Below are 14,449 nucleotides of genomic sequence, written 5' to 3'. Positions count from 1 at the left end.
GGCCCACCCTTTTCATTGCCTTAGTTGTTAGCGGCTTCAAACCGGCGCAAGAGCGCGTCGCCGCGTTCTTTTGCGCTGTCCATCGCTTCCTGAGCGGTTTTGTCACCTGCCCAGACCGCCTCCAATTCCTCGTCGATGATCCCGCGGATTTGGTCGAAGGACCCCAAGCGAAGTCCTTTGGAGTTCGCTGTTGGCTCTTTCGCGGTCATCTGGATGACAGCCACATCTGTGCCGGGGTTTTCCTCGTAGAAACCGGCGGCGCGGGTTGCGTCACCCGCTTCTGTTGTGATCGGCAGATAGCCTGTGTCCTGGTGCCATTGCGCCTGCACGTCACTGGACGACAGGAAGCTCAGGAATTCGCCAACACCCGCGTATTCGGCGTCTTCATGGCCTTCCATAACCCAAAGCGATGCGCCGCCGATGATGGTATTCTGTGGGCTGTTTCCGACGCCCTCCCAATAGGGCAGTGGCCGTACGTCGAAATTAAATTCAGCTTCAGCCTTGATCCCGGCATATCCGGCCGAGCTTTCGGTGAACAACGCACATTCGCCGGACCGGAAGTTTGCACCACCTTCATTGCGGCGCCCTGTATAGATAAACTTTCCGTCCTTCGCCCATTCGCCCATCGCCGTCAGATGTGCAACCTGCGCTTCGCCGTTCAGCATCAGCTCTGTATCAAGACCGGCAAACCCGTTGTCTTGGCTGGCGAATGGCACGTCATGATAGGCCGAGTAGTTTTCAAGGTGAATCCAGCTTTGCCATGCGGTAACTAAGGGGCATTGAGACCCGCCAGCCTTGAGGGCCTCGAGCGTTTCTCCCACTTTCTGCCAAGTCGACAGATCGGTGTCCGGATCAACACCTGCGGCTTCAAACGCGTCCCGGTTTACCCACAAGACAGGTGTGGATGAGTTGAATGGCAACGACAGCATTTCGCCGTCGGTTGTCGTATAGTATCCTTTGACGGAGCCAATGTAGGCGTTTGGATCAAACGTGGCACCGCTTTCAGCCATCACTTCAAAAACAGGCTTGGTCGCCCCTTTAGCGGACATCATCGTTGCCGTTCCGACTTCGAACACCATCAGGATATGCGGTTGCTCCCCTGCGCGGAACGCGGCGATCCCGGAGTTCAGCGTTTCAGAGTAGTTGCCCTTGTGGCTTTGAACGACGACATAGTCGCTTTGGCTGGCATTGAACTCTTCAACCTGTGCCGCGACCAGCTCACCCAGTCGGCCAGTGAACGCGTGCCAGAATTGCACCTCGGTTTGCGCCATGGCCGCAACTGGCGACAGCATTGTGGTTACGGCGAGAACGCCGAGAAATGATTTTTGCATTGTTCCTCCCATGCACCGCAGTAGTGCGTTGTCTTTTAAGCGCAGTGATTTGGGTCCCGCGCAAATTGTTAGACATCAAAACGATACACGCCTTCGGGAATTTATCAAGAAAGGACTACCCGATGTTATGGGGCATCATTTCCCAAGATATTGCCAAGTTGTTTGAGGCTGCGTGCAAAGTGTTGTCTCGAAGTTCTCAGGTTGCCATTTCAGCAGTGTACTCATCCCAGAGGGTGAGCGCATCGGAACGTGCGTGTCGGTATGAGATTGCGGTGGGTCGGTATCGGCGGGAACGGAAGATTAGGGTGATCTGGACATGGGCAGACTGAAATCTCTGGGCTTGCCGGTGTGATTTGAACCGCCCAATCATCGTTTCTCGCTTCCGGGTCGGCCCGTGCGACACTTCAATAGCGTTGTTCAGGCCTGTGTGGGCGCGATGGTCAGCGTCCGGAGCCAGTTACCAAATGCTGCCCAAAGCGATTGACTCACAGCCGGATCGCTTCCCGACTTACGATCACGCTGCGCGCTGTCAACAGGTCTTCAACATCTGCCGTGCTCAGTGCGAAGCGGTGGTACGCCCAGACTGCCCAAGCAATGATTTCACGAGGAAAGCGGAACCCCTTCAGAAGCGGCATATTGGTCGGAATGTTCACGGCCCGCAGATAACCCGGTCAACTCAGGCGAACAACTTGGCTATACCGCTGCGAGTCGTCCTGTTAGCTTTCGGGAAAGAAGCACGCTGCACTGTGCTCTTCATTGTTTGCCACAGGTAACTCTTCGCGGCAACGCGCTTGTGCTTTCCAACATCGTGGCGCAAAGGCGCAGCCGTTGGGTATTGACAGGGGCGACGGGAGCTCTCCGGACAGTTTAATTCTGACCTTGTCCGCCTCGGGGTTGGCACGCGGTGTGGCGGACATGAGCGCCTTGGTATAAGGGTGTTTTGGCGCGTCGAACACGGATGATTTTGGACCGCTTTCAACCGCACGACCCAGATACATGACGATGACGTCGTCAGCCACATGGCGTACCACCGACAGGTCATGGCTGATGAAGAGATAAGCCAGTTTCAGACGCTCCTGCAATTCCGACAGCAGGTTCAGGATTGCGCTCTGGATCGACAGATCAAGCGCCGAAACCGGTTCGTCCAACACGAGCACCTTTGGGTCGAGCATCAGCGCCCGCGCCACGGCAATCCGCTGGCGCTGACCGCCCGAGAACATATGCGGATAGCGGTCATAATGCTCGGGCCGCAACCCGACAAGTTCAATCATATTGCGGGCTTTGGCCTCGCGATCCGCTTTCGACATGTCGGTCCGGTTGATGGCGAGCGGCTCTTGCAGGATGGTCCCGATGCGCTGCCGTGGATTAAGCGAGCCGTAGGGGTCCTGAAACACGATTTGCACCAATTGGCGCAGATCAGCCCAATCCGATGCCAGCACCGGCTTGCCGTCAAGCGTCAGCGAACCTGCCGTTGGTTCCTCGATCATCGCCACCATGCGCGCCAGGGTGGATTTACCACAGCCGCTTTCGCCCACCACCGCAAGCGTCTTGCCAGCAGATAGTGAAAAATCAAGCCCCGCAACTGCCTTGAGTGTGCGAGAGGGTTTGAAGAGGCCGCCGCTTACAGAATAATGCCGTTGCAGGGCGCTGGCTTCGATCACTGGGGCGGTCAAGAGGCGATCCTTTCATCGGTATTGAGCGGATAGTGGCAGCGCGCATCGCCAATATCTTTGCCGCAGGGGGTTGGTGGCGTCGATTTGCATTTTGCATCAGCAAATTTGCAGCGCGGAGAGAAGAGGCACCCAGAGGGGCGGTCGAATTGCCCCGGAACGACGCCCGGAATTGTCGGCAACAGCCGCTCGGTCGCGCGCTCCGGCAATGCATCCAGTAGAGCGGCCGTATAGGGGTGGTGCGGCGTTGCAAAAAGCGGTCCGACGGGCTGTTCCTCGATCTTTTGACCCGCATATTGAACACTCACCCGTTCAGCAGTCTCAGCCACTACGCCCATGTCATGGGTAATCAGCACCAGACCCATGCCGGTTTCATCGCGCAGGCTGGACAGCAGATCGAGGATCTGCGCCTGGATGGTCACGTCAAGCGCCGTGGTCGGTTCATCCGCGATCAACAACTTGGGTTTGCAGGCGATCGCCATGGCGATCATCACCCGCTGGTTCATGCCACCTGACATCTGGTGCGGAAAGGCCGAAAGGCGTTTGGCTGGATCGGGGATGCCCACCTGTTCAAAAAGTTCAACGGCGCGTTTGTTGCGCTCGGCGCGGCCAAGGCCCAGATGTATCCGCAGGGCTTCCTTGATCTGCCAGCCGACGGTGAAACACGGGTTCAGTGACGACATCGGTTCCTGAAAGATCATCGCCAGATCGTTGCCGACAATATCGCGGCGCGCACGCGCGTCCATCACCAACAGGTCATGACCATCAAAGCTCATCTCATCGGCGGTCACCGTTGCGGTCCATGGCAACAGCCCCATCAGCGCCAGCATGGAGACTGATTTACCCGAGCCACTTTCGCCGACAATGGCAAGAATTTCGCCAGTATCGACGTCCTGGTCGACAGCGTCCACCGCGCGAAATGCGCCTGACGAAGTGGCGAATTCGACGCTAAGGTTGCGGATGCGTAACAGGGACATGAGCCTAGCTCCGTTTCAGCTTGGGATCGAGCGCGTCACGCAACCCGTCGCCCATCAGGTTGATTGCCAGCACCGTGACAAGGATCGCCAGACCGGGAAAGGTGACAACCCACCATGCGCGCAGGATGAACTCGCGCGCCTCGGCCAGCATTGTGCCCCATTCCGGCGTGGGCGGCTGCGCCCCCATGCCCAGAAAGCCAAGGGCAGCGGCGTCAAGGATGGCGGTCGAAAACGACAATGCCGCCTGCACGATGATCGGCGCTAAACAGTTGGGCAGTACAGTGACGAACATGAGCCGCACCAGCCCGGCCCCCGCCACGCGGGCGGATGTGACGTAATCCTTCTGTTTTTCCGCCAACACACTGGCACGGGTCAGGCGCACATAGTGCGGCTGCAAAACGATCGCGATGGCAATCATTGCATTGGTAAGCGACGGGCCAAGAATGGCCACCAACACCAGCGCCAATAGAAGCGACGGAAAGGCAAGGATGATATCCATGATCCGCATGATAATGCTGTCGAGCCATTTCGGGGCAAACCCCGCAATCAAACCGATCAGAATACCACCCGACGCGGCAATGCTGACGACAACAACCCCGACAAAAAACGAATACCGCGCGCCTACGATCAGTCGCGACAGCATATCTCGGCCCAGCGGATCGGTGCCGAGAGGATAGGTCCAGCTTCCGCCCTCTTGCCAGAATGGCGGTTGCAGGGTCGCATCTCGGAACTGGGCCGTCGGATCATGCGGCGCGATCCACGGCCCGAACAGGGCCAGAATGGCAAAGACCACAAAGACCCAAAGGCCGATCACGGCCCCACGGTTCTCGCGGAAATAGAACCAGAATTCGCGTAGACGCCCTGGGCGTTCGGTGGCCTGAGCGGCCTCGACTGACATGGTTTCAGACATCAGCGCTTCCTGATTTTGGGGTTGATGACACCGTAGAGCATGTCGACGGTCAGGTTCACGATCATCACCATCACGGCAATCAGCAGCAAGCCGCCCTGCACAACCGGATAGTCACGCCGAAAAATGCTGTCGACCATCCATTTGCCGATGCCCGGCCAGCTAAAGATAGTCTCGGTCAAGATCGCACCCGCCAGCAATGTGCCAACAGACAAACCGATCACCGTGATGACCGGTATCAGCGCGTTACGCAGCGCGTGAATGCCGTTGATCCGGCCCGGTGACAGCCCCTTGGCGCGGGCGGTGCGGATATAGTCCTCGCCCAGAACCTCAAGCATGGCCGAACGTGTCTGACGCGCGATCACTGCCAGCGGGATGGTCCCCAACACAATGGTGGGCAGCACAAGATGGCGCACTGCCGAGGCAAACGCACCCTTCTGACCCGACGCAAGACTGTCGATCAGCATAAATCCGGTGGGGTTGGGGAAGTAATAGATCAGGTCTATCCGGCCAGAAACCGGCGTCCACTGCAGATTGCCCGAGAACACGATGATTAACAGCAGTGCCCACCAGAAGATAGGCATAGAATATCCCACTAGCGCAGTAGACATCAGGGTTCTGTCATAGAGCTTGCCGCGATTCACCGCCGCAATAACACCGGCGGGCAACCCCAAGGCGACCGCAAAGATCATCGCACAAATCGACAGTTCCAGCGTGGCGGGGAACAGGGCAAAGAACTCGTCCCAGACAGGTTTTTTTGTCACAAACGAGTTCCCGAGATCACCATGCAGAACTCCGGTCAGATACTCCCAGAACTGCACCACAATGGGGCGGTCGAAACCAAACTGCTGTTCCAGCTCGGCATATCGCTCTTCGGTCAATCCGCGTTCACCGGCCATGACGATGATCGGGTCGCCGGGCAAGACTCGAATGAACGCGAATGAAATCAACGTCACGCCGATGAAGGTCGGCACGAAGGTCAACAAACGGCTCAGAACGTAATTCAGCATTTCAACACCGTCAGATCCTTTGGGAATTGGGTAAGCGACGTGCATCCGTCGTTGGTGATTAGGACATCATCCTCGATCCGCACCCCGAAATTGTCGATTTCATAGAGGCCGGGCTCATTGGTATAAACAGTGCCTGCGGGCAACGGCATATGGTTTCCCCGCATGATGTAGGGGGCCTCGTGAACATCGCGGCCCAGCCCGTGACCGGTCTTAGTGCGGATGCGATCCGCGAAAGAGGAGTCCTCGAGCACACTGATCACAGCGTCATCGATCTCATGGGCCGTCACGCCTGCACGTGTCACATCAAACCCTTTGAGATTGGCCCGCAGGACCGTGTCATAGACCGCTTGCCCCTCGTCGGTGGCATGATCCAGGAACACCGTGCGGGTAATATCAGCGGCAAAGCCATGTTTCCGCGCGCCAAAATCCATCAACAATGCATCGCCCGCTTTGACCGCATAATCGGGGCGGGCCGTGGCATGCGGGCGCGCCGAGCCATCGCCGGCCGCGACGATCGGACTAAAAGACAGATCTTCGGCTCCTTCTGCGAACAACGCTTGTATCAGCACCTGCTCGATCTCTTTTTCATTCTGGCCAAGCCGAACAGTATCGAGCGTGCGTGCCAGAGCGCGCTCCGAGATGGCAATCGCGGCCTTCAGGGCGTCGATATCAGAAGATGTCTTGATCATGCGCAGGCCGGAAATCTCGCGCTCTGCATCGAAGATCTTGAGATCGGGTTGTGCAAGCTTTATCGCGTGATGCACAAACACCCGCATGACCTGCCCTTCGACGGCCAGCGACGTGATGTTCATATGAGCCAGTAGGGCGGCGAAAGCCGCGTCATAGCCATCCTGATCGCGCCAGTCGAATACGGCACCTTCAAAGCCGACTAGATCCCAGCTTCGCAATTCGAGATTGGGAACCAGTGCAGCAGCGGCGCCCTGCACCGGGATCACCAGCATAAAGGGGCGTTCGTGGCTCATGAACGTGTGTTCAACCGCACGAGTAAAGTTGGGGCCGGGCACAAGCGCCACTGCATCCACACCCAAATCTGCGGCAACCTCCGCATAGGCGGTCAAGCGATCAGAAAGGGAATGCGACACCTGGGATAACCTTGGAGTTGTTGGAGGCGGCGCATGCGCGCCGCCCCTTTTCTCAGGATCGCTTACTGCGAAAGACCAACCTGGTTGAAGATATGGCCCCCCAGCGGGTGCACGACATATCCGTCAACTTCGGGGCGCATGGTCATATAGACAACCGAATGCGCGATGGTCGCCCAGGGCGCCTGCTCTTTGAAGACCTGCTGTGCTTCTTCGTAAAGCGGCTGACGCTCTTCCTGTGTCGGCAGCACCTTGGCCTGCTGGATCAGGTCTTCGAATGGCTGGTGGCACCATTGAGCACGGTTCGAGTTTTCGCGACCGTCGCAACCCAGCAAAACGGCAAGGAAGTTGTCCGGGTCGCCATTGTCGCCAGTCCAACCCAGCAGGACCGCGCCATCGCGGTCCAGTTCGCGCGACCGCGACAGATACTCGCCCCACTCATAGGACACGATCTCGACATTGACGCCGATTTTTGCGAAATCCGCCTGCAACAACTCGGCCATGCGGCGCGCATTCGGGTTGTAGGGGCGCTGTACGGGCATCGCCCAGATTTTCAGGTCAAGTTTCTCGACACCCTCGGCGGCCAGCAATTCCTTTGCCTTCTCGGGATTGTACTCGTCATCTACGATGGCCTCGTTATAGGACCACATCGTTGGCGGGATCGGGTTCTTGGCGATCTGGCCGGAGCCCTGGAAGACCACATCGATGATCGCCTGCTTGTCGATTGCCATGTTCAGGGCGCGACGCACATTTGCATTGTCATACGGCGCAACAGTGGTGTTGTAGGCGAGATAGCCGACGTTCAGACCTTCCTGCTCCATGACAACCACATCCGAGGCATCTTTCATGGCCTGAACATCTGCCGGGTTCGGATAGGCCATGACATGACATTCGCCTGCCTGGACCTTCTGATAGCGCACTGAGGCGTCAGGCGTGATTGCAAAGATCAGGCTTTCCACCTTGGCCGGATCGCCCCAATAGTCGTCGTTACGCAGATAGCGGATCACGGCGTCTTTCTGATAGGCTTGGAACGCAAACGGGCCAGTTCCGATGGGCGCCTGGTTCAGCATCTCGGGGGTGCCGGCATCTTGCATGGCAGCCGCGTATTCTGCTGACAAGATGGACGCAAAATCCATCGCCATGTTGGCGACAAACGGTGCCTCGGGACGTGTCAGATTGAATTTGATGGTATAATCATCGACCTTTTCGATGTTGTCGATCAGGTCAGGCATCGACATGCCGTCGAAATACTCCCAAGTGCCGCCAGACACTTTGTTATACGGGTGATCGTCGTTCTTCTGGCGGTCAAAAGTAAAGATTACATCATCCGCGTTAAAATCACGGCTTGGCGTGAAATTGTCGTTGCCGTGAAACTTCACACCTTTGCGCAGGTTAAAGGTGACGGTCCGGCCATCATCGGACACTTCCCAGCTTTCCGCCAGCCCCGGGATCACTTCGGTCGTGCCGACCTTGAATTCGGCAAGACGATTATAGATCGGGTGGCTGGACGCATCAAAAGTCGTACCAGCGGTATAAAGCGCCGGATCGAATCCTTCGGGCGAGCCTTCGGAGCAATAGACGAGCGCCTGTGCAGATGCCATTGATGCACCAAGCGTGGCCATCAGAATTCCCGAGGCAAGCTTTTGTTTTAGTGACATTATGTCCTCCAACTGTCGGTTTTTTTGGCGGTTTCTGCTTGTTAGCTGGGCGACTTGTCTTGCGCCTTGTCAGGCAAATGCTCGCTAGCAAACAATTCCGCTCGGTTCTCGGAGCATCTTTATTTGGATGCACGAATATTGTGCATACGATCACGAATGATCATCCTTGCCAAGCTGATAACGGCGTTTGGTGTTTCATCCCAGAAAGTGATAGTGCGATCTGTTTATTGGGTATCGCCAAGTGCTTGGTTTGTTCTATCTGGGCGCAGCGGCGGCGGTTTTGGTGCAAATTCTGGGGCCGGTCTTCAGGCCTAGGTCGTGTTGACAAAAAAGGGTCCAAAAAACGATTTTGGGCATGATTCAAGCCGGTCTTTGCGAAGGAGACCAGCTTGGCACGAAACACGATAATGGACGAAGAAAGAGCTGTTCTGGTTGGTTTCGAGCTAGTCAACATGATCCGCAAAGGCCAGTTTGGTTCTTCAACAAGCTGATTCCGTCAATTTGTAGAGCTCGCTGGAAAAACCACTCAATCAGAGCGATAGCTTTGAACCACACCAAAGATTGCGACGTACCCAAAAACAAAAAACAAGCCATATATTGCTGGCGAGGGCGGCAATGCAGCAGTGGACTCGAAACATTTTATGCCTGGAATGACGCCACCTCAGATGTTTGAAATCCGAGTATCAGGATATCTTCGTGGATTGGAAATTAATGTTGCAATTCCGTTGCTAGATGTCTTTAGGGAACGAGTATTTGGTAGGGTCTAAGCCGTAACTACGAACAAATTGCTCGCCATCCATTTTGTGCAAACGTGCAACCGCAACCACTTCTTCCGACCGGTAAGGTTCAGACATGTTTTTGAATTTTGCCGGATCGCTGCACAAGCGTTTGATAACCGAAGGGTCGATCGACAAGTTTGAAGTCGCGGGCTGGTCGCCAAGTGATCTTGTGCCTTTGCCAAGCTTGAAGCGAATTGCCTCGATCATCTTGAAGCCCAGGCCGTAGGAATTATCTAGCGAATCCTGGGGGAAGGGGCGGTATTTACCAAGAAATTTGGAGTCTACCGCCACGCCGTGCGCCCTGGCTTCATCGACAATCCAGTGCAGCGCGATATTGGCCAGCCCGTCATTGCCGTAACTGCCACCGACGTTTCCATGGACCCCTGCGAACCAGCGCTGTTCCAGCGTCTGCCCCTCAAGGGCGGTTTGCCAGATCTCAGGACGAAAGTCATACCGCTTTTCATCGATAGCCAGCGCCTGCCGCGCATGCCGGACGCAATCCGCCGGGTGTGGCAACACGTGGAAGGACTTTTCGGATACTGATGTACCGGACTTGGCCTGGAATCTTGAGCCGAGAGCCATGACCGTGTCCCAAACCCCTAAAAACCCGACTTCGACAGGGCGAATACGGTCTGCCGGTCTATCACCCCGGGAGGACACGACATCCGACGGTGCGCCGCTGCCGCCGGTATCCAGATAGCGCCGGAAGAAAATCGGAATATAATAGGCATCGGTCTTTTCTGGCAGCCCTCCCATCCAAGAAATGAAGTGGGTCAGGCCCCGCGCTTGCGCTGCGCCACGGCTGAAGCCAAATACGAAAATCTTTTCTTCGGGGGCGTGATTATGCGCAAGGAAAGTTACCGCCTGTTCAATATTCGCCTCGAATCCGGCGCCCCAGGCACCGCCCAGCTTGCTATCGGCGAAATTCAGAAGCTTGTTGCTGATCCCCGGATAGAGCCCAAGCGCCCCGACGCCGGAATCGTAGTACAGGATCTGACGGGTACCGTCCACAGGATCAACCGGCAGGATCGCGCGAGCCAGTTTCAGAGGGTTCGCCGGTTTCAGCACACTGGTTTTGCCCTCTCGCTCCAACGGCTTGAAGGTGCTGTTCCAGGTTCCGTCCAGGCACAGGATCACTCTTCCCTTCATTTACACATCCTTTTCCAGAGGGTCAAACCTCGATATCTATGTATTTGTCGCCGTTGGTGGGGAAATTCAGAACTTTTCTGCGCGCTGGATCGGCCAGTACCTTATCCAGTTGGGCGACGAGCCCGCTCTTCTTGAATGCTCTGTGGGTTTTTATCTCTTCCGGACCATAGGTCATGTGTACTGTGTAGTTCAGATCCGGCCGCGCGACAAAGAGCATCTGCAATGTATGCGGCTCTGGGTTGCCATGTTTGCCGTCTCCGCAAACCACATAGTGATCTGCCGTAACTCTCTGAAAGAACTCGTTGGTTACGTTTCGATCGCTACCATGATGTGGCAGTTTTACGATGTCGAAATGCGCCTTTCCTCCCATTGCCAGACGGCCGTTCTGTTCTAGCCACTGTATGACCATTTCGCCCCGGGCATCTCCCGTCAGCAGCGCCGTCTTTCCACCTGCTTCGGCCGCCACTACAATCGAAGCGAGGTTCGACACAGATGTATCCATGCTGCGCGCCGCAGTTTGCGCATCCGCTTCTTTCTCCAAGATTTTCTTGAGCTTCTTCGCCCACTCGTCGCGCAGCTTGTCGATTTGTTGCTGTTCCGGGCCGATTACTTCGAGCGTGAGTGCACCGTGTTTCCAAGGTACGGCAGCATTTCCATGAAGCGCCATGCGATCCTTGAATTGGGGGTTGATGTCGATGTTCAACGCTTTGAGGTCCAGCCGCAACTGCCGGCCCTGCGCGACGCTGGACAGAACGAGTTTGGATTCATGCGGGTCAAACCCGTCGATTGCGATTTCGTCAAAGACACTGGCCAGGGATGCGGCCTTGCCACGTGCCGCCGACGCGCTGGTGCCAGTGATCCGGGCGATCGTGTCGGCAAAACTGTTGTGCCAGGCTGTACGGATATGCACGATCGGGTCACGGTCCTCATCGCGCGCTTCGATCAGTTCAGCGGTCAGGTCCAGGATGCCATCGATGTGGTCCGCATCAACATGGCTGACCATCAACAAGTCGATGACCGGTGGCTCGCGATTGTTTTTCGGAAGTCCCCTGAGCTGGTCGCGCAAAAACCGGTTGTAAACGCCCGAGGGTCCGCCATCGATCAGTACAGTGGCTCGTTTGGCAAACAAGAGCAGACTGTCGCCATGCTTGGCTTTGATGGCGCGAAGAGTCAGGTGAGGCATCTACAAATCTCCCTAAATCAAGACTGTTTGAACTTCGGCAGGCGCTGTGAAATGCGTCAGACCGATTGCAGCGCGCGCAGGATGTCGACTAGGCCGTGGCCCTGGAAATACCGTTCGCGTTCGAGATCCGTGGAGGTCTCACAGAGGATGCGTTTGATGCGCTCGGGCTGCGCGATCAATTCCGTGTGCCGGGCCATCAGCAGGGCAGCAGCACCGCTGACATGCGGTGCGGCCATGCTGGTGCCATCCTTATATTCAGCACGATTGTTCGGAGTTGGACCGCGAATTTTTTCGCCGGGGGCGACGATGTCGGGTTTCAGCCTGCCATCCCCGGTCGGCCCGCGGCTGGAAAAGTAGCTGACGCCGTACTCGTGGGGCCGCTTGCGGTGGGTCGAGCCGACGGTGATCACCCCATCTGCATTTCCCGGATCGGTGATCGAGACAGAGCGATAACTGTCAGTCGACTGCACTTCTTCCATATCGGTCATGTCGAACCCGCGATTGCCGGCCGCAGCAACGATCACCATCCCGGCGGCGACGGCTTCGTTGCATTCATCGCAGATCGGTGTGCGCCCACAGGCAAAGCGGCGGACTTCGTGAATCAGAGACAGACTCAGATTGGCGCCGTGCACCTGCATTGTTCCAGCGCGCGAATTCATCCAGCGCAAGTACTGAATTGCGGCGAGCAGTTCGAATTCGTCGGTCAGGCCGTCGTCACGGAACACCCGCACATCGATAAGGTTGACATCGGGGCAGACACCCTGCATCCGGCGAGTGCGTGCGTGCAGGGGTAACTTCCTTTCCTGTTCAGCGTCCTCGTCGATCCAATCCGCACCGAGAATGCCGGCCACATGAGTGCCGTGATCGTTGATGGGCACCTCGGGGTTGTTATCAACTATGGCCGCTTCGAGGTCTTGCCAGTTGATGTCTTTGCCGTCCTCAATGCGGCGGGACAGTTCGTCGAGTAGCTCCCTGGCCTCGTCCTTTATGCCGACATCCTTCTTTCCGGGCATCCGACGCGTGATTTCCTCGAGCACCTCGCGTTTGTTTTTCTGCGCGACGTCATCGTCCTTGTCCATCTCGATATCAAAGTCTAGCAGCGAGCGCAGGCGCGTGAAATCAAGGGTTTTGATCACACGGCTCCGCTTGAGATGATCGAGCGTCAGGTCAACATCATCTGACGCCAACGGGCGGGCGCCGGGAGCATTCTTGAGCTCGTTCCGGACCTCTTTTTCATATTCGGAGGACAGCAATTTGAAGGCATTGTGTTGGGAATCAATACCACTGTCGACCACCGCCCATGTCATGTTTTCGCAAGAGATGTCGAACAGACGGATCGCAGCGTCGGCCTTGATCGTCAGAGCGGACTTGTTCACCGCCAGGCGGATCGGGCGGTTCTTTGTGACCCGCCAGATGTATTTGTCTTCAGAGTAGGTGTCGGACGTATTCCAGTCCCAGTAGAGATCCGTAAAGGCCTTGACGACCTGCCTGCGTGCCTCGCGCGCCTGGTCCCGCGAGATCGTCGATCTTCTTTCACGGTCACGCATTTCGTCTCGCGTTTCGATCAGATCGGGATCAAGGCGCGCACGGCGGCGATAGGCAAATTCGGTCTCGAACTGCCGACCCAGAACGTCATCCTTGTCCAGGAGGTTATGCCCGTTGAGAAAACAATTGGCGATCAGGCCAGCGATACGCACGAACCAGGACAGATCGGGGGGAATGTCGCGGATATATTTATAGCGATCGGAATCTTCCTTGATCCCGGTGCCGTTCCGGTGCCCGGGATCAATTTCGCGGCGCATAAACATCAGCGCATCGCACAGATCCTTTTCGCGCCCGCCTTCTGGATCGGGTTCGGGAAACTTCGTCCACTTCGCGACTTTGGCGGTGGCCGGCAGCGTGTGTTCCAACTCGCGCAACCGGTCATAGGTTTCATGCCACCACCGGGTCAGCGGCAGAACCACGCGCATCAGTTCGTCGAAGTAAAGCAGTACCGCCAATTGCCCTGGGATGTAAGAAATCCGAGGCCGCTTCCCCAAAGGTTTGCCAGCCTTCTTCTTCTTGCTGCGATAGGTATTCAGCATATCTCTGATCTGAAACGCGGCGCTTCCGGTCCCACCATTACTATTGGTGGTCAAGATCAGCTCTTGCTGCAGGTGAGGTTCGGCCGCGAAGGCCAACCATACATTGGGCAGTATCGGGCTGTCCTGCGTATATCGTAGCCCCCCCGGCGTCTCAAATAACAGACTGTTTGTAAAAGCCAATCTGCGCTTGCTCTCCTCGGCCATAGCCCCACCCAATTAGCTTATAAAAAGTCGCGGTTGTCAAAAGATACGCTAAATCGAACATGATCACGTTACCCCAAAATCCCGCCATTTTCTAGTCGCTTAGGGGGTTCTCAATCCCCAATGGAGGAATCTGGTCCAGATAAAAGAGCTTCATTTCCGGTTTTCATCTCCGAAAAAGTCGAGCACCCTTTTGGGAGGACGTCTTCTGGTTATTTCGTTCGGTTCTGAACTAGGTTTTCACTGGTTGATCCTTCTCTGATTTTGAACCCCCGCCAGCATCACAGAACAGCCATGAACATACGAGACGGTGGTGTCATGCTGACCCAATTTGGGTTGCCAATGCCTACATTTGGACCTAGGTGACATCAACGAAGGCATCGTCAATTAGCTGTATCCG

At 56.3% G+C, this 14,449-nt stretch carries 10 protein-coding genes and 1 pseudogene; all 11 read right to left on the bottom strand.

Translation table 11 applies throughout. The features are described from left to right. Positions 1-20: 20 nt before the first annotated feature. The 11 genes and pseudogenes from ugpB to AB1E33_RS06780 all read right to left on the bottom strand — a co-directional run bounded on the left by ugpB (position 21) and on the right by AB1E33_RS06780 (position 13,902). Positions 21-1,331 (bottom strand): sn-glycerol-3-phosphate ABC transporter substrate-binding protein UgpB, encoded by a 1,311-nt coding sequence (gene ugpB / locus AB1E33_RS06830; RefSeq protein ID WP_372576503.1) that lies wholly within the window; start codon positions 1,329-1,331, stop codon positions 21-23. A gap of 196 nt (positions 1,332-1,527) precedes the next feature. After that, positions 1,528-1,984: pseudogene (locus AB1E33_RS06825) on the bottom strand (transposase family protein). A gap of 63 nt (positions 1,985-2,047) precedes the next feature. Then, positions 2,048-3,004: a dipeptide ABC transporter ATP-binding protein gene (locus AB1E33_RS06820; RefSeq protein WP_372576502.1), complete on the bottom strand. Its 957-nt coding sequence runs from the start codon at positions 3,002-3,004 to the stop codon at positions 2,048-2,050. Continuing rightward, positions 3,001-3,978 carry an ABC transporter ATP-binding protein gene (locus tag AB1E33_RS06815; protein WP_372576501.1) on the bottom strand — a complete coding sequence of 326 codons (978 nt, stop codon included), beginning with the start codon at positions 3,976-3,978 and terminating at the stop codon, positions 3,001-3,003. The genes AB1E33_RS06820 and AB1E33_RS06815 overlap by 4 nt, the downstream gene beginning before the upstream one ends. 4 nt (positions 3,979-3,982) lie before the next feature. Then, positions 3,983-4,888 (bottom strand): ABC transporter permease subunit, encoded by a 906-nt coding sequence (locus AB1E33_RS06810; protein ID WP_372576500.1) that lies wholly within the window; start codon positions 4,886-4,888, stop codon positions 3,983-3,985. After that, entirely contained in the window at positions 4,888-5,895 is a 1,008-nt protein-coding gene (locus AB1E33_RS06805; RefSeq protein WP_372576499.1) for an ABC transporter permease subunit, read from the bottom strand. The genes AB1E33_RS06810 and AB1E33_RS06805 overlap by 1 nt, the downstream gene beginning before the upstream one ends. Next, complete coding sequence (locus AB1E33_RS06800; protein WP_372576498.1) at positions 5,889-6,998, bottom strand: M24 family metallopeptidase; 1,110 nt, start codon at positions 6,996-6,998, stop codon at positions 5,889-5,891. The genes AB1E33_RS06805 and AB1E33_RS06800 overlap by 7 nt, the downstream gene beginning before the upstream one ends. Before the next feature lie 62 nt (positions 6,999-7,060). Beyond that, complete coding sequence (locus tag AB1E33_RS06795) at positions 7,061-8,653, bottom strand: ABC transporter substrate-binding protein (protein WP_372576497.1); 1,593 nt, start codon at positions 8,651-8,653, stop codon at positions 7,061-7,063. Between the two features lie 728 nt (positions 8,654-9,381). After that, on the bottom strand, positions 9,382-10,581 hold the full coding sequence (locus AB1E33_RS06790) for a phospholipase effector Tle1 domain-containing protein (protein WP_372576496.1): 1,200 nt from the start codon (positions 10,579-10,581) through the stop codon (positions 9,382-9,384). 22 nt (positions 10,582-10,603) lie between these two features. Beyond that, positions 10,604-11,764, bottom strand: a complete 1,161-nt coding sequence (locus AB1E33_RS06785; protein WP_372576495.1) for an MBL fold metallo-hydrolase — start codon at positions 11,762-11,764, stop codon at positions 10,604-10,606. Positions 11,765-11,820: 56 nt separating this feature from the next. Further along, positions 11,821-13,902 (bottom strand): S8 family peptidase, encoded by a 2,082-nt coding sequence (locus AB1E33_RS06780; RefSeq protein ID WP_372576494.1) that lies wholly within the window; start codon positions 13,900-13,902, stop codon positions 11,821-11,823. Positions 13,903-14,449: the final 547 nt, after the last annotated feature.

The sequence above is a fragment of the Ruegeria hyattellae genome, assembly GCF_041537925.1.
GTDB lineage: Bacteria > Pseudomonadota > Alphaproteobacteria > Rhodobacterales > Rhodobacteraceae > Ruegeria_C.
Note: the sequence above shows the minus strand (reverse complement) of the source record. Positions and strands in the feature narration are given on the sequence as shown.